An 18,610-nucleotide genomic window follows, 5' to 3' on the forward strand; every position below is an offset into this window, starting at 1 on the left:
CGCTGGCCCACGCGTGCACTGGAGATACCCAGCGCGACTCAGGGCCAGCGCAGCCTGCGGCAGCGGCTACGCGCGGAGGATGGCGCGAATCAGCCCAGCGCCAGGGCGGCGCGGCGGTTCTTGGCGAGGTACGCCACGTACATCACCACCACCCACACAGGAATGGCGTACACCGAGACATTGATCCCCGGGATCATCAGCATGATGCCGAGGATGAACACCACGAACGCCAGGCAGATGTAGTTGCCCCACGGCGACCACAGCGCCTTGAACGACGACACCTGGCCGTTGCGCACCTGGTGCTGGCGGAACTTGAGGTGCGAGAAGCTGATCATCGCCCAGTTGATCACCAGGGTGGCCACTACCAGCGACATCAGCAGTTCCAGCGCGTCATGGGGCATGAAGTAGTTGAGCAGCACGGCCACCAGGGTCACTGCCGCCGACACCAGGATGGCGCGTACCGGCACGCCGCGCTTGTCCACCTTGGCCAGCGCCGCAGGGGCGTCGCCCTGCTCGGCCATGCCCAGCAGCATGCGGCTGTTGCAGTAGGTGCCGCTGTTGTACACCGACAGCGCCGCGGTCAGCACCACGAAGTTGAGGATGTGCGCCGCGGTGTTGCTGCCCAGCATCGAGAACACCTGCACGAACGGGCTGCCGCTGTAGGCGTCGCCGGCGCTGTTCAGGGTTTGCAGCAGGCCATCCCACGGGGTCAGCGACAGCAGTACCACCAGGGCGCCGATGTAGAAGATCAGGATGCGGTAGATGACCTGGTTGATGGCCTTGGGAATCACGGTCTTGGGCTGGTCGGCCTCGGCAGCGGTGAAGCCGAGCATTTCCAGGCCGCCGAACGAGAACATGATGATCGCCAGCGCCATCACCAGGCCCTTGACGCCATTGGGGAAGAAGCCGCCGTGGTCCCACAGGTTGCTGACCGAGGCCTGCGGGCCGCCGTGGCCGCTGACCAGCAGGTAGCTGCCCAGGGCGATCATGCCGACGATGGCCGCCACCTTGATGATGGCGAACCAGAACTCGGCCTCGCCGAACACCTTGACGTTGGCCAGGTTGATGGCATTGATCATGACGAAGAACACCGCGGCCGAGACCCAGGTCGGGACCTCCGGCCACCAGTAGTGCACGTACTTGCCGACCGCGGTCAGTTCCGACATGCCCACCAGGATGTACAGCACCCAGCAGTTCCAGCCCGACAGGAAGCCGGCGAAGCCGCCCCAGTACTTGTGCGCGAAATGGCTGAAGGAGCCGGCCACCGGCTCCTCGACAATCATCTCGCCCAGCTGGCGCATGATCATGAAGGCGATAAAACCACAGATGGCGTAGCCGAGGATCATCGAGGGCCCGGCCGACTTGAGCACCCCGGCCGAGCCGAGGAACAGCCCGGTGCCGATGGCACCGCCGAGGGCAATCAATTGGATGTGTCGATTTTTCAGGCCGCGCTTGAGCTGGCCGGATGAGTCTTGTGCACTCATTGTGTTGGTCACCTGGTTATTTTTATCTGTGACGGAACGGACCCGCCCCACTCGTGATGAGGCGGTAGACAGGCGCGCGTTAACGCAGGGTGCCACAGTAAAGGGCGCGCATTGTACACGCCGGGCATCAGAGCGCGAGGGGTTGAGGCTGGCAAGAGGGCAAAAAGGCAGGGAATGTTACAATTTAGTGCACGAGTGGCAATATTTCTTTACACGATGATTTTTCGTTTGATGCCTAGTTGTGGGAGCAGGCTCTGCCCGCGAAGCAGACACCGCGTAAAACCGGGCTATTGGAGGCGTACTTTTCGCGGGCAGAGCCCGCTCCCACAAAAAAAACATGGCAACCATAATCGTAAACAAATGTTTACAACGCGCAACGACAATTTTCCACACGCCAGAATGCAAAACGCCAGCCCGAAGGCTGGCGTTTGCAGTTCAAGCGCGCTGATTACTCAGGCTTGGGCTTGCGGCGGGTGACCGGCGCACGCTTGTCCGCGGCTGGGCCACGGCGCTTGCTGTCGTCCGACAGCTTCAGGCCTGGGCGCTGGGCACCTGGCTTGGCCGGACGCTTGTTCATGTCGGCCGGGCGCTCGGCCACTGCCGAACCACGACCGTCCTTGCGGGCCGGTGCTTCGCCACGGCGCGGGGCCGGTGCGTCACCGCGTGGCTTGCGCGCCGGGCGCTCGCCTTCTTCCAGGCGTGGCGCGCGGGCTGGGCGTTCGGCACCGGCGGCACCGTCGTGGGCCGGGCGCAGGGTGCGCACGCGCTCGCTGCGGGCCATGGGGCGCGACGACTTGCGCTGCATGCGGTCCAGCTTGTCCTTGCTCTTGGTGCTCATGGTCGGCATGGCCACGGCGCTCAGGCCTACTTCGGCGCTGAGCACGTCCACTTCGTGCTGGCTCAGTTCGCGCCAGCGGCCCATGGGCAGGTCGGAGTTGAGGAACACCGGGCCGAAACGCACGCGCTTCAGGCGGCTGACCACCAGGCCCTGGGATTCCCACAGGCGACGCACTTCACGGTTGCGGCCTTCCATGACCACGCAGTGGTACCAGTGGTTGAAGCCTTCGCCACCCGGTGCCACCTGGATGTCGGTGAAACGCGCCGGGCCGTCTTCCAGGATCACGCCGTTCTTCAGGCGCAGCAGCATGTCGTCGTCGACTTCACCGCGCACGCGCACGGCGTATTCGCGGTCCATCTCGTAGGACGGGTGCATCAGGCGGTTGGCCAACTCACCGTCGGTGGTGAACATCAGCAGGCCGGTGGTGTTGATGTCCAGGCGGCCGATGTTGATCCAGCGGCCTTCGCGCGGGCGCGGCAGGCGGTCGAACACGGTCGGGCGGCCTTCCGGGTCGTCACGGGTGCAGATCTCGCCGTCCGGCTTGTTGTAGATGATCACGCGGCGCACGGTTTCCGAGGCTTCTTCGCGCTTGATCACCTTGCCGTCGACGCTGATGGCGTCGTGCAGGTCGACGCGCTGGCCCAGTGTGGCAGCCACGCCGTTGACCTTGATGCGGCCTTCACCGATCCAGGCTTCCACGTCGCGACGCGAGCCGACGCCGATACGGGCCAGGACTTTCTGCAGTTTTTCGCCGGCGGGGCCCATTTCCTGGACTTCTGGCTTGATAGGTTCACTCATCTTTTAGCACCTCCCGGTGTGTGATGTGGGGCGTTCATGTCGCCCGAAGGGTCGCGAATCATACGCGCATGTGCGGCGTTGCGCACCTGAGACTAGTCGAAATAGCGTGGGTTATTTCTTTTTCCGTCGGCCGGTGGCACCCAGCGCCAGCAAACGCAGGTGCGCCTGGGCCAGCGCCTCGCGGCGCTCGCCCTTGTCCAGCTTCTTCCAGCCCTTGATTTCACCCTTGGTGCGCCCGCAGCCCACGCAGACGTCGTCGTTGAACTTGCAGACACCGATACAGGGATCCTTGCTGCTCATGGGCACTCACTCGTGGCGGGGCTCTTGCTCCTCCTCGCCGTCTTCCGTCTCGTCGAAGGGGGCCAGGGGCGCGTCGAGCAAATCGTCGAAGTCAGTCTTGAGACCCTGTTCCATGCTGTCGAGTTCGGCCAGCAGGGTGTGGAAGCTGGTTTCCTCCTTCGGCGCCTCGCCCTCCTCGCCCGGCTCGGCACTGGCATCGGCCAGGGCCTGCAGGTGCGCGGGCACCGGCGGATCCTCATCCAGGTCCTCGACCAGCGGCTCGGGCTCGATCTCGCGCAGCTCGGCCAGCGGCGGCAGGTCGTCGAGGTTCTTCAGGTTGAAGTGGTCGAGGAACGCCTTGGTGGTGGCAAACATCGCCGGCCGCCCGGGCACTTCGCGGTAGCCCACCACGCGAATCCACTCGCGCTCGAGCAGGGTCTTGGTGATGTTGCTGTTCACCGCCACGCCCCGCACGTCCTCGATCTCGCCACGGGTAATGGGCTGGCGATAGGCGATCAGCGCCAGGGTTTCCAGCAGTGCACGAGAATAGCGCTGCGGGCGCTCTTCCCACAACCGGCCGACCCAGGGGGCGAACTTTTCGCGGATCTGCAGGCGGTAGCCAGAGGCCACCTCCACCAGCTCGAACGAGCGGCTGTCGCAGCTTTTGCGCAGCAGCTCCAGGGCCTTCTTGAACACGGCAGGCTCGGGGCGCTCGGCTTCCTCGAACAGCTCGTACAGGCGGTCCAGCGATTGCGGCTTGCCCGAGGCGAGCAGGAAGGCTTCGAGCAGGGACGCCAGCTCGCGGGGTTCGGTCAAATTCATCTATTGGCTCTTGTTCACAATTCTGATCCAACGCTCTCTGCTGCTCTTGCCGTTGCTAGTGATCTTGATCTTGATCTTGATCTTGCTTTTGATCTGGCTTTTGATCTCGGCCCCGTAAAGCGCCCGGGCCGACTGGAGGCGTCGATCAACGGGCTGCCCGAAGGGCCGAGGCCGCAGGCCGAAGAGACGGTAACCCGCAGGCTTCTATAGCGGGTGCCGTCTGCCCGTTGAGCGACGCCGGAAGGAGGGGACCCGTAGCGCAGCGGAGGGCCCAAGCAGGGGCGAGCCCTTTTTGCTTCCTTTTTGGGGCGACTGCCAAAAAGGGAGTCGCCGTAAGGGCGAAACGGTCGGTGGTCGCACCACGAAAATGGATATGTCCAGAAACGTCAGAAGCGAGATTCGAAGGCCATGAACATATCCATTGTTTCGGAAGATGCCACCTCACCTTTCCGCCCTTACGGCGGCTCACTTTTTGTCAAACGCCCGGTGTGCCGGCCCAGACAAAAAATAAGCAAAAAAGGCTTGCCCCTGCTTGGTCCCTCCGCTCCGCTGCGGGTCCCCTCCCTCCGGCGTCGCCCAAGCGGCCGACGGCCCGGAATAGAAGCGCCTCCGGTTCCGTCTTCCCCGGCTACGCCGTGGACCGCTCGGTCAACGCCTCCAGTCGGCCCTGGCGCTTTATGGGGCACACAATCAAGATCAAAGGCCGCACGGGATCAAGATCAAAAGCAGTTCGCAGCGTTAATCCGCGCGCGCGCGGACATGAATCGCCGCAAACGGCTCATTCTGCACCAATTCCACCAACGATTCCTTCACAAGCTCCAGGATGGCCATAAAGGTCACCACCACCCCCAACTTGCCCTCCTCGGCCGTAAACAACTCGACAAACGGCACAAAGCCCCCGCCCTTCAACCGCTCCAGCACCTCACTCATGCGCTCACGCGTAGACAACGCCTCACGGCTCACCTGGTGGCTCTCGAACAGGTCCCCCCGGCGCATCACCTCGGCCATGGCCAACAGCACCTCCTCCAGCGCCACGTCAGGCACCAGCTTGCGCACCTTGGCCTGGGGCGCATCCAGCTGCGGCACGTAAATGTCACGGCCCAGGCGCTTGAGGCCATCGAGGTTCTCGGCCGCGGCCTTGAAGCGCTCGTACTCCTGCAGGCGGCGGATCAGCTCGGCGCGCGGGTCATCTTCTTCCACCTCGGCCTCGGCCGAGCGCGGCAGCAGCATGCGCGACTTGATCTCGGCGAGCATGGCGGCCATCACCAGGTACTCGGCGGCCAGTTCCAGGCGCACGGTCTTCATCAGCTCGACATAGCCCATGTACTGGCGGGTGATTTCCGCCACGGGAATGTCGAGGATATCGATGTTCTGCTTGCGGATCAGGTACAGCAGCAGGTCCAGCGGGCCTTCGAAGGCTTCGAGGAAGACTTCCAGGGCGTCGGGCGGGATGTACAGGTCCACGGGCATTTCCGTGAACGACTGGCCATACACCAGCGCCAGCTGCTCGGGCACACGCGGTTCGTCAACGGCAGGGGTGTTTTCAGCGATGGTCACGCCACTCACGCCTCGGCCATGAACGGCGACGGGTCGCCGCAGCCCACGCGCACCACCTGCGGTTCGCCGTCGGCCAGGTTGATCACCGTCGACGCCGACACGCCACCGAAACCGCCGTCGATGATCAGGTCCACGTGGTGCTCCAGCAGCTGGCGCATCTCGTAGGGGTCGGTCATGGGCAAGGTCTCGCCGGGCATGATCAGGCTCACGCTCATCAGCGGCTCGCCCAACTCTTCCAGCAGCGCGTGGGAGATGGGGTGGTCAGGCACGCGCAGGCCGATGGTGCGGCGCTTGTCGTGCAGCAGCAGGCGCGGCACCTCGCGGGTGGCGTTGAGAATGAAGGTGTAGGGCCCCGGAATGTGCGCCTTCAGCAGGCGGAACGCGCCGGTGTCGATCTTGGCGAACAGCCCCAGTTGCGACAGGTCGCGGCAGATCAGGGTGAAGTTGTGCTTGTCGTCCAGCTTGCGCAGGCGGCGCACGCGCTCGATGGCGCCCTTGTCACCGATCTGGCAGCCCATGGCGTAGGAAGAGTCGGTGGGGTAGATCACCACACCGCCCTTGCGGATGATCTCCACGGCCTGTTTGATCAGGCGCGGCTGAGGGTTTTCCGGATGAATCTGGAAGAATTGACTCACGTTCTCTACCTGTTGGTCAGACGACGAGTGGCTGCTCATGTTTGAACCGGCACCATAAAGGTGGCAAGTCCTCCGGCACGGGTCGGTACACACCGATCTCGGACCAGGCCCCTGGACCATGGAAATCACTGCCGGCGCTGACCAGCAGACCGAACTCGCGCGCCAGGATCGACAGGGTGCCCACCTGTTCGGCAGGCTGCATGCCATTCACCACTTCGATTGCCTGGCCACCGGCTTGAATATAGTCGGCAATCAGCTTGCGGCGCTTGCTGCGGGTGAAATCGTAATGCAGCGGGTGCGCCAGGCTCACCCACGCGCCCGCGGCACGCAGGGTGCCGACGGTCTCTTCCAGCGTAGGCCAGTGCAGCTTGACGTCACCCAGCTTGCCGGCGCCCAGCCACTTGCGGAAGGCTTCGGCGCGGTCTTTCACGTAGTGCTGGCGCACCAGGAATTCGGCGAAGTGCGGGCGCGCCGGGGCGTTGCCGCTGTCGCCCAGTTCCTGCTGGATGGCGCGCGCGCCTTCCAGGGCACCGGGCATGCCCTTGAGCGCCAGTCGTCGGCTGATTTCCTCGGCGCGCAGCCAGCGGCCGGTGTGCAGGGCTTCCACCGCGGCGACCAACGGTGGCGCGTCGAGCTCGAAACCGTAGCCCAGCACGTGGATGGTGGCGCCGCCCCAGGTGCAGGACATTTCCACCCCGCTCACCCACTGCATGCCCAGCGCCCGCGTGGCTTCGCGGGCCTCGGGCAGGCCTTCGAGGGTGTCGTGGTCGGTCAGCGCCAGTACCCGCACGCCATTGGCGTGGGCGCGCGCAGCCAGCTCGGTCGGCGAGAGGGAGCCGTCGGAGGCGGTGCTGTGGCAGTGCAGGTCAACATTCATGTGGTGGCGCTTTCGCTGTCTTTGATGTTTGTTATTATGCCGTCACATCCTGCTTCTGGCTGCCACTGTGAAACAATTCATCGATTTCATCCCGCTGTTCCTGTTTTTCATCGTCTACAAGCTTGACCCACGCACCGTCGAAGTCGCCGGCCAGCAGGTCACCCTGGGTGGCATCTTCAGCGCCACCGGCGTGCTGATCGCCAGCTCGATCATCGTCTACGGCATCCTGTTCATCACCCAGCGCAAGCTGGAGAAGAGCCAATGGCTGACCCTGGCCGCATGCCTGGTGTTCGGCAGCCTGACCCTGGCGTTCCACAGCGAGACCTTCCTGAAATGGAAGGCGCCGGTGGTCAACTGGCTGTTCGCCCTGGCCTTCACCGGCAGCCATTTCATTGGCGACCGCCTGCTGATCAAGCGTCTGATGGGCCACGCCCTGACCCTGCCGGACGCTGTGTGGGCGCGCCTGAACGTGGCCTGGATCATCTTCTTCCTGTTCAGCGGCGCCGCCAACCTGTTCGTGGCCTTTACCTTCCAGAGCATCTGGGTGGACTTCAAGGTCTTCGGCAGCCTGGGCATGACCCTGCTGTTCCTGGTAGGCCAGGGCATCTACCTGTCCCGCCACCTGCATGACGCAGATACCACCACCCCGAAGACCGAGGACTGACATGCTCTACGCAATCATTGCCACCGACACGCCAAACTCGCTGGACAAGCGCCTGAGCGTGCGCCCAGCCCACCTGGCGCGCCTGGAGAAGCTCAAGGATGACGGTCGCCTGGTCCTGGCCGGCCCGCACCCGGCGGTAGACAGCAACGACCCGGGCGCCGCCGGCTTCTCCGGCAGCCTGATCGTGGCCGAGTTCGAATCCCTGGCCGCCGCCCAGGAATGGGCCGGTGCCGACCCGTTCGTGGAAGCCGGCGTGTACGCCGACGTGCTGGTCAAGCCGTTCAAGCAGACCCTGCCGTAACCCCCGCGGCCACTATCGCGTAGCCGCTGCCGCCAGGCTGCGCTGGCCCTGTGCCTCGCTGGAGTTTTCCGGTGTTGATACAGGCCAGCGCAGCCTGACGGCAGCGGCTACGTCGTTTGTGCTGCAAAAAACTGTTTCTTTGTACTGATCCATTGCTCATCATTCCCCCACGACTGCCGACAACCTGCCGAACAATCGACAGAATCGGGAGTCTGTATGCGCCAGAGTGTGCTGTTTTCGCTGTTCGTGCTGCTCCTGCTCGGTGCCGGCGATGCCCAGGCCGACGAGCCTTCCACGCCATTGGCACTGAACGCCGGCAGCCAGGTCAGCGACCTGCAGCAGCGGCTCAAGGACAGCGAGCGGGCCCGGGCCGACCTGAACCAGGAAATCCAGCGGCTCAAACTGCAGTTGCAGGAAGCCCAGGGCAAGATGGCGCCAGGCGTGCGCCTGCTGACCGAGCAACAGCAATGGTTTGTTACCGGCGGCGGCGTGGCCTTGTTGGCCGCCATGTGCGGTATCTTTATCAGCGGCGGGCGTAGACAACGTCGGCAATGGTTGAATTGAGAGTTTCATGAGCGATCTGTTACTGATTGATGATGACGTGGAGTTGTGCGAGCTGCTGGGCAGCTGGCTGAGCCAGGAAGGCTTCGTGGTGCGCGCCTGCCATGACGGCGGCAGCGCCCGCAAGGCCTTGGCCGAGCTGTCCCCCGCGGCCGTGGTGCTGGACGTGATGCTGCCTGACGGCAGCGGCCTGGAGCTGCTCAAGCAACTGCGCAACGAACACCCCGACCTGCCGGTGCTGATGCTGTCGGCCCGCGGCGAGCCGCTGGACCGTATCCTGGGCCTGGAGCTGGGCGCCGACGACTACCTGGCCAAGCCCTGCGACCCACGCGAGCTGACCGCACGCCTGCGCGCCGTGCTGCGCCGCAGCCACCCCAGCGCCGCCAGCGGCCAGCTGGAACTGGGCGACCTGTGCTTCAGCCAGGCGCGCGGCGTGGTGACCATCGACGAGCACGACATCACCCTGACCATCTCCGAAAGCCGCCTGCTCGAAGCCCTGCTGCGCCAGCCGGGCGAGCCGCTGGACAAGCAGGAGCTGGCGCAGATCGCCCTGGGCCGCAAGCTGACCCTGTACGACCGCAGCCTGGACATGCACGTGAGCAACCTGCGCAAGAAGATCGGCCCCCACGCCGACGGCCGCCCGCGCATCGTCGCGCTGCGCAGCCGCGGCTACTACTACGCCGAGTGATTATTCAAACATCGCGTCATCCCCATCGCGGCCAAGGCCGGTTCCTACACGATCGGCGTAGGAGCCGGCCTTGGCCGCGATGGGGATCACGCGGTTGTTTGTGTAAACCCCCGCTCTAGACGTCTTTACCTAAGCTTTACCGTCCACTGACTGCAGCTGACCTTGATCTCCATAAACTGAGCTCATCCGGTTGATACCACCGGCAACGAGACAAGGAGATTCACCATGCGCAAGACCCTTATGGCTCTGATGTTCGCCGCCGCCCTGCCCGCCGTTGCCATGGCTGCACCTGAAGGCGGCGATGGCCCAGGCTTCGGTCCTGGCCCTGGCGGCCCTGGCTTCGGCGGCCCTGGCATGCACCACGAGCGCGGCCCGCGCGACGGTTTCGCCAAGCTGGACCTGAGCCCTGAACAGCGTCAGAAAATCGGCCAGCTGATGGGTGAAGAACGCCACATCGACCGCGAAGTGCTGCACAAGTACCTGGAAAAGCTGCCGGCAGCCGACCAGAAGGCGATGAAGGACGAGATCACCGCCAAGCATGACAAGGCCCGCGCCGACATCCGCGCCGTGCTGAACCCGACGCAGCAGAAACAGTTCGACGAAATGAAGAAGCAACAGGACGCGCGCCGCGCCGAATGGAAAGAGTTCCAGGCGTGGAAGGCCCAAAAGGACCAGAAAGCCCAGTAAGCTTCACCTATCGTTGACCCCCGCCCGGCACGCTCACGCGTGTCCGGGCTTCTGCATTTGAGGTACTCCCCTTGCGATCATTGTTCTGGCGCATCCTGGCAAGCTTCTGGCTGGCCATCGCCCTCGTCGCCGGCCTGTCGATCCTGCTGGGCCACGTATTGAACCAGGACACCTGGATTCTCAGCCGCCACCCCGGCCTGCACAACCTGGCGCAGACCTGGGTGCAGACGTACGAGAAAGACGGCCAGGACGCGGCCCAGCAACTACTGGAAGAGCGCAAGTGGCGTTACCACATCGATGTGCAGGTGCTCAACGAAGCCGGCGAAGCGGTGGTGCCCGGCACCTTCCCGCGCCGCGCGGCAGCCTTCGAGGCGCGCCAGAGCGACGGCAATGACGACCGGCCCCTGCCCTGGCGGCGCCTGACCGCCGAATACACCAGCCCCAAGACCGGCGACACCTACCTGTTGATCTACCGCATCGCCCACCCGGAGCTGGACGCCTGGCGCCGCCAGAGCCTGGTGTGGCCACTCAGTGCGCTGGGCATCGCCCTGGTGGTGCTGACGCTGTTCAGCCTGCTGGTGACCCTGTCCATCACCCGCCCGCTCAGCCGCCTGCGCGGCGCGGTGCATGAACTGGGGCAGACCACCTACCAGCAGAACAGCCTGGCGCAGCTGGCCAAGCGGCGCGACGAGTTCGGCGTGCTGGCCAACGACTTCAACCGCATGGGTGGCCGCCTGCAAAGCCTGATCGGCAGCCAGCGGCAGCTGCTGCGCGACGTCTCCCACGAGCTGCGCTCGCCGCTGGCGCGCCTGCGCATCGCCCTGGCCCTGGCCGAGCGCGCCGAGCCCGAGCAGCGCGAACGCCTGTGGCCGCGCCTGACCCGCGAGTGCGACCGCCTGGAAGCGCTGATCAGCGAGATCCTGACCCTCGCGCGGCTGGACGCCGAGCACGCCACCGCCGAGCCGGTGGACGTGGCCACGGTGCTGAAAAGCGTGCGCAACGATGCGCGCCTGAGCGCGGCGGAACAGCAGATCAAGATTGAGTGTGAGCCGGGCCTGACCCTGACCGGCTGGCCGACCATGATCGAGCGGGCGGTGGATAACCTGGTGCGCAACGCCTTGCGCTTCAACCCCGAGGACCAACCCATCGAGCTGAGCGCGCGGCTGGTGAACGAACACGTGGAGTTGAGCGTACGCGACCACGGCCCTGGGGTAGCGGACGAGCACCTGGCGCAGCTGGGCGAGCCGTTCTACCGGGCGCCTGGGCAGACCGCAGCGGGCCATGGCCTGGGGCTGGCCATTGCGCGGCGGGCGGTGGAACGCCACGGCGGCAACCTGAGCCTGGCCAACCACCCCCAGGGCGGTTTCATGGCCACCCTGGACCTGCCGCTGACCCCAGTGACCGCCGCCTGACGCGGCCTGCGGCCGCTGCTACGGAACATACCCCTGTAGCAGCGGCCGCCGGCCGCGGCAAAAGCCCCGGCCGATCCGGCCGACCAGGCGCTGACGTAGTCGGCGGTGCTGACCACCGGCGCCTCGCGCGGCGGGTTCAGCGGCGTGCCCAGGTACAGGAAGGCAATCACCTCCTCACCCTCGCCCAGCCCCAGGCCCTTGGCCACGTGCGGGGCGTAGGCCAGCTCGCCGGTGCGCCACACCGCGCCGATGCCCTGGGCGAACGCCGCCAGCAGGATGTTCTGCGCCGCGCAGCCGGCCGCCAGCAGTTGCTCGGCCTTGGGCACCTTGAAGTGATCCTGCAGGCGCGCCACCACCACGACCACCAGCGGCGCCCGCAGCGGCATGCCACGGGCCTTCTCCAGCGCCGCCGGGGTGGCGTCGCCCTTGAGCTGCACCGCCTCGGCCAGGATCTCGCCCAGCTGCTCGCGGGCCGCGCCTTCCACGGTCAGGAACCGCCACGGCCGCAGCTGGCCATGGTCCGGCGCGCGCAGGGCGGCCTGGAACAGCACTTCACGCTGTTGCGCCGACGGCGCGGGCTCCACCAGGCGCGGAACGGATACACGGTTGAGCAATGCGTCGAGGGCCTCCATCGGCCACCTCCTGAAGAGTGAAAGAGCACCTATTCTAGACATAACGAGCAAACCCTTGCCGGGTTTACATGCACAGACCCGCAGGTAGAATGGCGCCCTTCTTTTTTCAGCCCCGAGCGGACTCCATGGCGTTGCCGACCCTGCGCATCATTGGCTTTATCATCGGCATCTTCCTGATCACCCTGGCGATCAGCATGGTCATCCCCATGGCCACCCTGCTGATCTTCGGCCACACCGGCGACCTGCCGTCCTTCCTGTGGTCGAGCCTGATCACCTTCGTCGCCGGCCTGGCGCTGCTGGTCCCCGGCCGCCCGGACAACGTGCACCTGCGCCCGCGCGACATGTACCTGCTGACCGTGTCCAGCTGGCTGGTGGTGTGCGTGTTCGCCGCCCTGCCCTTCGTGCTCACCGAGCACACCAGCTACACCGACGCCTTCTTCGAGAGCATGTCGGGCATCACTGCCACCGGCTCCACCGTGCTCAGCGGCCTGGACACCATGTCCCCGGGCATCCTGATGTGGCGCTCGCTGCTGCACTGGCTGGGCGGCATCGGTTTCATCGGCATGGCGGTGGCGATCCTGCCGCTGCTGCGGGTGGGCGGCATGCGCCTGTTCCAGACCGAGTCCTCGGACCGCTCGGAGAAGGTCATGCCGCGCTCGCACATGGTGGCCAAGTCCATCGTGCTGGTGTACATCGGCATCACCGCGCTGGGCAGCCTGGCCTTCTGGGCGGCGGGCATGAGCGTGTTCGACGCCATCAACCACGCCATGTCGGCGATTTCCACCGGCGGTTTCTCCACCTCCGACCAGTCCCTGGCCAAGTGGTCGCAGCCAGCGGTGCACTGGGTGGCGGTGGTGGTAATGATCCTCGGCAGCCTGCCGTTCACCCTGTACGTGGCCACCCTGCGCGGCAACCGCCGGGCACTGCTGCGCGACGAACAGGTGCAGGGGTTCCTCGGCCTGCTGCTGGTGACCTGGCTGGTGATGACCACCTGGTACTGGTGGCAGACCAACCTGCCGTGGTGGACGGCGCTGCGCCACGTGGCGCTGAACGTGACCTCGGTGGTCACCACCACCGGCTTTGCCCTGGGTGACTACAGCCTGTGGGGCAACTTCGCCCTGATGCTGTTCTTCTACCTGGGGTTCATTGGCGGCTGCTCGGGCTCTACCGCCGGCGGGGTGAAGATTTTCCGCTTCCAGGTGGCCTACATCCTGCTCAAGGCCAACCTCAACCAGCTGATCCACCCGCGCGCGGTGATCCGCCAGAAGTACAACGGTCACCGCCTGGACGAAGACATCGTGCGCTCGATCCTGACGTTCTCGTTCTTCTTCGCCATCACCATCAGCGGCATCGCCCTGGCCCTGTCGCTGCTGGGCCTGGACTGGATGACCGCGCTGACCGGCGCCGCCAGCACCGTGTCCGGCGTGGGCCCGGGGCTGGGCGAGGCCATCGGCCCGTCCGGCAACTTCGCCGGGCTGCCGGACGCCGCCAAGTGGATTCTGTCCGGCGGCATGCTGCTGGGCCGGCTGGAGATCATCACGGTGCTGGTGCTGTGCATGCCGGCGTTCTGGCGGCACTGACCTCGACCAGCTCGCTGCCCAGCAGGCGCGCGCGGTATTCACCCGGCGTGGTGTCGAACCAGCGGCGGAAGGCGCGGAAGAAATTGCTCGGGTCGGCGAAGCCCAGCAGGTAGGCGGCTTCGAGCAGGGTCATGCGCGGCTGCGCCAGGTACTGCTCGGCCAGCTCGCGGCGGGTGTCATCCAGCAGCGCCTGGAAGCTGGTGCCCTCGTCCTGCAAGCGCCGCTGCAAGGTGCGCTGGGACAGGTGCAGCACCTGGGCCACCGCCTCGCGCTTGGGCTCGCCCTGGGGCAGCAGCCGGCACAGCACCTGGCGCGCCTGGTGGGTCACGCGGCTCTCGGAGAAACGGGCCAGGTATTCACCGGCAAAGCGGTCATGCAGCGCGGCCATGGCCTCGTTGGCAGTGGCCAGCGGCTCCTCCATGTCAGTGCGTTCGAAAATCAATGCATCGTAGGGCGCGCCGAACACCAGCGGCGCGTGGAAGGCCTGCTGGTAAGGCGCCAGGTCATGGGGCTGGCTGCCCTGGATCAGCACCTTGCGCGGCTGCAGCACACGCCCGCACAGCCAGCCGCACAGCGACAAGGCGCAGGCCAGCGAGGCCTCGGCGCTCTGGCGGGTGGGTGGCAGGTGGTCGCCGTGCACGGTGACGATCAGGCCGTAGCCCTCGGGCAGCAGCTTGAAGCTGACGTCGGCGCTTTCGGCGATGATGCGCTGGTAGCGCACCAGACGTTCGAAGCCCTCGGCCAGGGTGCGGCTGGACATCAGCGCATAGCCCACCACATGGAAGGACGCCGGGCGCACCACCCGCGCCATGTTCAGGCCAATGGCCGGGTTGCCTGACAGCTCGACCGCCAGGGTCCACAGCCGGGTCATGGAGTCCTGGGTAAAACGTGCATCGGGATCGTCCAGCGCGCCGTAGTCGAGCCCCAGCTGGGCGAACAACACCCGGCAGTCCAGCCCTTCCAGTTCCAGCGCCTTGACAATGCCCCCGGCCCAACTGGCCGATGTGGTCCGTTCGCTCATGCCGCTGCCGCCCCATTCCTTTCAAACCGTGGCAATTGTGTCAAAAGATACGAAACTGGCGCCTTCGGCCACTGGTCCGCCTTGTCGTTCACTCTAGACTTAAATAAGGTGCCACGTAGTCCCATTGATCGTCTGCGAGACTGCCGTCGTGAACAATAGCCATGAGTTTGCAAGCTTCAGGGATTTCTACCCTTATTACCTCGCCGAGCACAGCAACAGCACGTGCCGCCGGCTGCATTTCGTCGGCACCAGCCTTGTGATCGCCCTGGTGGCCTGGATAGTCGCCAGCAGCAGCTGGCTGTTGTTGCTCGCCCTGCCGCTGGCCGGCTACAGCTTCGCCTGGGTGGGCCATTTCTTCTTCGAGAAGAACCGCCCGGCCACCTTCCGCCACCCGCTGTACAGCCTGTTCGGCGACTTCGTGATGTACCGCGACATGCTGGTGGGCAAAGTGGGCTTTTGACAACTGCGTCTATACTCGCCGCAACCCGCGACAGACGGAGCCGAGATGAGCGACCAAGCACGCTTCACCCACATGAAGGATGGCACCGAGCAGGACTGGGCCATCATTGCCAACGACTTTGCCCAGTACGCCCGCCAGTTGCCCCAGCGTATTCTCACCCACCTGCGCCTGCTGGACGGCGACTTCGGCGGTTTCCCGGTGGACCGCCTGACCCACTCGCTGCAGACCGCCACCCGCGCCCACCGCGATGGCCGCGACGAGGAATACGTGGTGTGCGCGCTGTTGCACGACATCGGCGACACCCTGGCCAGCTACAACCACCCGGACATCGCCGCGGCCATTCTCAAGCCGTTCGTCAGCCCCGAGAATCACTGGATGGTGGAGAAGCACGGGATCTTCCAGGGCTATTACTTCTTCCACCACCTGGGCATGGACCGCCACCTGCGCGAGCAATTCCAGGACCACCCGCAGTACCGGCAGACCATCGAGTTCTGCGCCAAGTACGACGCCGCGGCGTTCGACCCGGCCTACGAGCACCTGCCGCTGGCGTTCTTCGAGCCGATGCTGGCGCGGGTGTTCGCCGAGCCCAAGCGTTCGCTGTACCGCGAAGCACTGGCCAATATGCCGGCGTGAGCGTGGGGCCTGGGACGCGGCCTTTGGCCGCTGCTACGGGGTGACGGTAGTGGCTTCGGCCAGTTGCGCGGCCTGCGCGTCGGCCAGGCGGTATAGCTCGATCTGGCCGTCCCAATGCTCGATCAGCGCCGTGCACGACTCCACCCAATCGCCGCAGTTGAGGTATTCCACCTCGCCCACCTGGCGAATCTCGGCGTGGTGAATGTGCCCGCACACTACGCCGTGGAAGCCGCGCTTCACGCACTCGTGGGCGATGGCCTCCTCAAAGTCGCTGATGAAGCTGACCGCGGTCTTGACCTTGTGCTTGAGGTACGCCGACAGCGACCAGTAGCCATAGCCGTAGCGCGCCCGCCAGTGGTTGAGCCAGCGGTTCAGGGTAAGGGTGAATTCGTAGGCCGAATCCCCGAGGAAGGCGAGCCAGCGGTGGTAGCGGGTGATGACGTCGAACTGGTCGCCGTGGATCACCAGCAGCCGGCGGCCGTCGGCGGTGACGTGCTCGGCCTCGTCCACCAGTTGGATGTTGCCCAGGATCAGCTTGGAATAGCGGCGCAGGAATTCGTCGTGGTTGCCGGTGACGTAGATCACCTCGGTGCCGCGCTTGCTCATGGTCAGCAGCCGGCGGATGACGTTGGTGTGCGCCTGGGGCCAGTACATGCCGCCGCGCATTTTCCAGCCGTCGATGATGTCACCCACCAGGTAGATGCGGTCGGCGTGGTAAGTCTTGAGGAAGCGTGACAGGTGCTCGGCCTGGCAATCACGAGTGCCCAGGTGTACGTCGGAAATCCACAAGGTGCGCACGCGCTGCTTGCCGGTTGGCTTGGGAAACTGGGCGCTGGTCATGGGCAGGCTTCCGTCAGGGTTTGCACAAGCTTGCGACGGCGTCATGAAATGACCATGACGCTCGTGCAACAATAAAATGACAGCGCCGTTCCCTGGATAAGGACATCACATGAACCACCGCACCGCCCTCGCCGCCCTGCATTTCGGCGCCTTGTTCTTTGGCCTGGCCGGGGTGTTCGGCAAGCTGGCCACTGCCAGCGCGGTGGTCATCGTGTTCGGCCGGGCGCTGTTCGCGGTGGCGGCGTTGGCCGCGTTCCTCGGCCTGGCCCGGCGCGGCTGGCAGCAGTTGCAGGGGGCCGACTGGGGGCGGCTACTGGGCGCCGGCGCCCTGCTGGCCGCGCACTGGGTGAGTTTTTTCATCGCCGTGAAAATGGCCGGTGTGGCCGTGGCCACCCTGGGTTTCGCCAGCTTCCCGGCGTTCACCGTGCTGCTGGAAGGCCTGGTGTTCCGCGAGCGCATTCGCCGCAACGAGGTGCTGCTGGTACTGCTGGTGAGCCTCGGCCTGGTGCTGGTGACCCCGGCGTTCGACGTCGCCAGCCAGGCCACCGCCGGCCTGCTGTGGGCGGTGTGCTCGGGGCTGACCTTCGCCGTGCTGTCGCTGGTCAACCGCGCAGGTGGCACGCGGGTGCCGCCGGTGCAGGCGGCGCTGTGCCAGAACGCCGTGGTCGCCCTGTGCCTGGTGCCGGCCGCGTGGCCGCAATTGGCGGCGGTCAGCGCCATGGACTGGTTGTGGATCGGCCTGCTGGGGGTGTTCTGCACCGGCATCGCCCACAGCCTGTTCGTCGCCAGCCTGGCGGTGATCAAGGCGCGCACCGCTGCGGTGGTGTTCGCCCTGGAGCCGGTCTACGGGATTGCGTTTGCCTGGGTGATTTTCAGCGAGACGCCGACGCTGCGGATGCTGCTGGGTGGGGCGTTGATCCTGGTGGCGATTGTCCTTTCAACGCGCAATGGCAGGACGCAGCCTTCGGCAGCTGCTACGGGGGCAGCGGAGGGCCCATAAGGCCACGTTGCGTCGGGACGCGGCCTGTGGCCGCTGCTACGATCGGAGGGCCCATAACACCAATCCGCGTAGCAGCTGCCGAAGGCTGCGTCCGGCGGCGGGCCGCGTCATTACAGGACCCAGGCCACCAACACGATCATCTCCAGCAATTCCAGCAACGCCCCGGCGGTGTCGCCGGTGGTGCCGCCCAGGCGGCGCACCATCAGTTGGCGCAGCCAGAGGCCGGCGGCCAGGGCGATGGCCAGTATCCACAGGGCCTTCACGCCCGCCAGCAACACACAGGCCACGGCGCTGAGCAGCAACACCCCACGCCCCGCCGCGCGTGGCAGGTGGTCGGCCAGCGCCTGGCCCAGGCCGCCGGCACGCACGTAAGGCGTGCTGAGGAACAGGCCCAGCAACGAAGCGCGACCCAGCAACGGCGCAATCAGCAGGATTGCGCCATGACCGCTGTCCACCACCGCCAGCAACGCACAGAACTTCAGCAGCAGCACCAGCACCAGGGTGACGACGGCGATGGGCCCGCTGCGCGGGTCCTTCATGATTTCCAGGGTGCGCGCCCGGTCGCCGAAGCCGCCCAGCCAGGCGTCGGCGCTGTCGGCCAGGCCGTCCAGGTGCAGGCCGCCACTGAGCAGCACCCAGGCGCTGAGCAGCAAGGCGGCGTGCAGGAAGGTCGGGCTGCCGGCCAGCAGCAGGTTCAGCGCCCACAACAGCACGCCAAACAGCAGGCCCACCAGCGGGTAGCACAACAACGAGCGGCCCATGGCCTGGGGTGGCGGCATGCCGGCCAGGCGCACGGGCAGGCTGCTGAGAAATTGCAGGGCGATCCAGAACGGCAACATGG

At 65.7% G+C, this 18,610-nt stretch carries 20 protein-coding genes and 1 pseudogene; 10 read left to right on the top strand and 11 right to left on the bottom strand.

The window, feature by feature from the left end:
- Nucleotides 1-89: 89 nt before the first annotated feature.
- The 7 genes from AC0Z2B_RS20425 to AC0Z2B_RS20455 form a co-directional block, all read right to left on the bottom strand.
- A complete protein-coding gene (locus AC0Z2B_RS20425; RefSeq protein ID WP_476299007.1) occupies nt 90-1,484 on the bottom strand; it encodes an amino acid permease in 1,395 nt (464 codons plus the stop codon).
- 448 nt (nt 1,485-1,932) lie between these two features.
- Nucleotides 1,933-3,120 carry a 23S rRNA pseudouridine(2605) synthase RluB gene (gene rluB, locus AC0Z2B_RS20430; protein ID WP_416426176.1) on the bottom strand — a complete coding sequence of 396 codons (1,188 nt, stop codon included), beginning with the start codon at nt 3,118-3,120 and terminating at the stop codon, nt 1,933-1,935.
- Between the two features lie 111 nt (nt 3,121-3,231).
- A complete protein-coding gene (locus AC0Z2B_RS20435; RefSeq protein ID WP_476299009.1) occupies nt 3,232-3,420 on the bottom strand; it encodes a DUF1289 domain-containing protein in 189 nt (62 codons plus the stop codon).
- A 6-nt stretch (nt 3,421-3,426) separates the two neighbouring features.
- Nucleotides 3,427-4,221, bottom strand: coding sequence for an SMC-Scp complex subunit ScpB (scpB, locus tag AC0Z2B_RS20440; RefSeq protein ID WP_476299011.1), 795 nt, complete (start codon nt 4,219-4,221; stop codon nt 3,427-3,429).
- 738 nt (nt 4,222-4,959) lie between these two features.
- Nucleotides 4,960-5,658, bottom strand: a complete 699-nt coding sequence (locus AC0Z2B_RS20445; RefSeq protein ID WP_476299064.1) for a segregation and condensation protein A — start codon at nt 5,656-5,658, stop codon at nt 4,960-4,962.
- Nucleotides 5,659-5,783: 125 nt separating this feature from the next.
- Nucleotides 5,784-6,413, bottom strand: a complete 630-nt coding sequence (locus AC0Z2B_RS20450) for an L-threonylcarbamoyladenylate synthase (protein WP_416426179.1) — start codon at nt 6,411-6,413, stop codon at nt 5,784-5,786.
- Between the two features lie 16 nt (nt 6,414-6,429).
- Entirely contained in the window at nt 6,430-7,290 is an 861-nt protein-coding gene (locus AC0Z2B_RS20455) for a PHP domain-containing protein (protein ID WP_473004069.1), read from the bottom strand.
- 67 nt (nt 7,291-7,357) lie between these two features.
- Here AC0Z2B_RS20455 and AC0Z2B_RS20460 point away from each other — a divergent pair, with 67 nt between their 5' ends.
- The 6 genes from AC0Z2B_RS20460 (at nt 7,358) to AC0Z2B_RS20485 (ending at nt 11,603) form a co-directional block, all read left to right on the top strand.
- A complete protein-coding gene (locus AC0Z2B_RS20460; RefSeq protein ID WP_416426183.1) occupies nt 7,358-7,954 on the top strand; it encodes a septation protein A in 597 nt (198 codons plus the stop codon).
- A gap of 1 nt (nt 7,955) precedes the next feature.
- Complete coding sequence (locus AC0Z2B_RS20465; RefSeq protein WP_416426185.1) at nt 7,956-8,255, top strand: YciI family protein; 300 nt, start codon at nt 7,956-7,958, stop codon at nt 8,253-8,255.
- 216 nt (nt 8,256-8,471) lie between these two features.
- Nucleotides 8,472-8,819 (top strand): SH3 domain-containing protein, encoded by a 348-nt coding sequence (locus AC0Z2B_RS20470; RefSeq protein WP_416426187.1) that lies wholly within the window; start codon nt 8,472-8,474, stop codon nt 8,817-8,819.
- A gap of 7 nt (nt 8,820-8,826) precedes the next feature.
- Entirely contained in the window at nt 8,827-9,504 is a 678-nt protein-coding gene (locus AC0Z2B_RS20475; RefSeq protein ID WP_416426189.1) for a response regulator transcription factor, read from the top strand.
- Between the two features lie 225 nt (nt 9,505-9,729).
- Nucleotides 9,730-10,191, top strand: a complete 462-nt coding sequence (locus tag AC0Z2B_RS20480; RefSeq protein WP_416426190.1) for an LTXXQ domain protein — start codon at nt 9,730-9,732, stop codon at nt 10,189-10,191.
- A gap of 71 nt (nt 10,192-10,262) precedes the next feature.
- On the top strand, nt 10,263-11,603 hold the full coding sequence (locus AC0Z2B_RS20485; RefSeq protein WP_476299014.1) for a sensor histidine kinase: 1,341 nt from the start codon (nt 10,263-10,265) through the stop codon (nt 11,601-11,603).
- 80 nt (nt 11,604-11,683) lie between these two features.
- On the opposite strand, the pseudogene AC0Z2B_RS20490 reads toward AC0Z2B_RS20485, so the two are convergent.
- Nucleotides 11,684-12,235: pseudogene (locus tag AC0Z2B_RS20490) on the bottom strand (nitroreductase family protein); the annotation flags it as partial.
- Between the two features lie 125 nt (nt 12,236-12,360).
- Between AC0Z2B_RS20490 and AC0Z2B_RS20495 the strand changes: the two are divergent.
- Nucleotides 12,361-13,815 (top strand): TrkH family potassium uptake protein, encoded by a 1,455-nt coding sequence (locus AC0Z2B_RS20495; protein ID WP_476299016.1) that lies wholly within the window; start codon nt 12,361-12,363, stop codon nt 13,813-13,815.
- Here the strand turns inward: AC0Z2B_RS20495 and AC0Z2B_RS20500 are convergent.
- Nucleotides 13,772-14,836, bottom strand: coding sequence for an AraC family transcriptional regulator (locus tag AC0Z2B_RS20500; RefSeq protein ID WP_476299018.1), 1,065 nt, complete (start codon nt 14,834-14,836; stop codon nt 13,772-13,774). The two genes, AC0Z2B_RS20495 and AC0Z2B_RS20500, sit on opposite strands and share 44 nt — an antisense overlap.
- Nucleotides 14,837-14,984: 148 nt before the next feature.
- On the opposite strand from AC0Z2B_RS20500, the gene AC0Z2B_RS20505 reads away from it, so the two are divergent.
- Together AC0Z2B_RS20505 and AC0Z2B_RS20510 are read left to right on the top strand one after the other, a co-directional pair.
- Entirely contained in the window at nt 14,985-15,296 is a 312-nt protein-coding gene (locus AC0Z2B_RS20505; protein ID WP_476299020.1) for an Mpo1-like protein, read from the top strand.
- A 45-nt stretch (nt 15,297-15,341) separates the two neighbouring features.
- Nucleotides 15,342-15,929 (top strand): HD domain-containing protein, encoded by a 588-nt coding sequence (locus AC0Z2B_RS20510; RefSeq protein ID WP_476299022.1) that lies wholly within the window; start codon nt 15,342-15,344, stop codon nt 15,927-15,929.
- Between the two features lie 33 nt (nt 15,930-15,962).
- Here AC0Z2B_RS20510 and AC0Z2B_RS20515 read toward each other — a convergent pair whose 3' ends face one another.
- A complete protein-coding gene (locus tag AC0Z2B_RS20515; RefSeq protein ID WP_476299024.1) occupies nt 15,963-16,769 on the bottom strand; it encodes a UDP-2,3-diacylglucosamine diphosphatase in 807 nt (268 codons plus the stop codon).
- Between the two features lie 109 nt (nt 16,770-16,878).
- On the opposite strand from AC0Z2B_RS20515, the gene AC0Z2B_RS20520 reads away from it, so the two are divergent.
- Nucleotides 16,879-17,769 carry a DMT family transporter gene (locus tag AC0Z2B_RS20520; RefSeq protein ID WP_476299026.1) on the top strand — a complete coding sequence of 297 codons (891 nt, stop codon included), beginning with the start codon at nt 16,879-16,881 and terminating at the stop codon, nt 17,767-17,769.
- Nucleotides 17,770-17,879: 110 nt separating this feature from the next.
- On the opposite strand, the gene AC0Z2B_RS20525 is transcribed toward AC0Z2B_RS20520, so the two are convergent.
- Complete coding sequence (locus tag AC0Z2B_RS20525) at nt 17,880-18,608, bottom strand: adenosylcobinamide-GDP ribazoletransferase (protein ID WP_476299028.1); 729 nt, start codon at nt 18,606-18,608, stop codon at nt 17,880-17,882.
- Nucleotides 18,609-18,610: the final 2 nt, after the last annotated feature.

It is taken from the genome of Pseudomonas sp. GYB4201 (assembly GCF_056312595.1).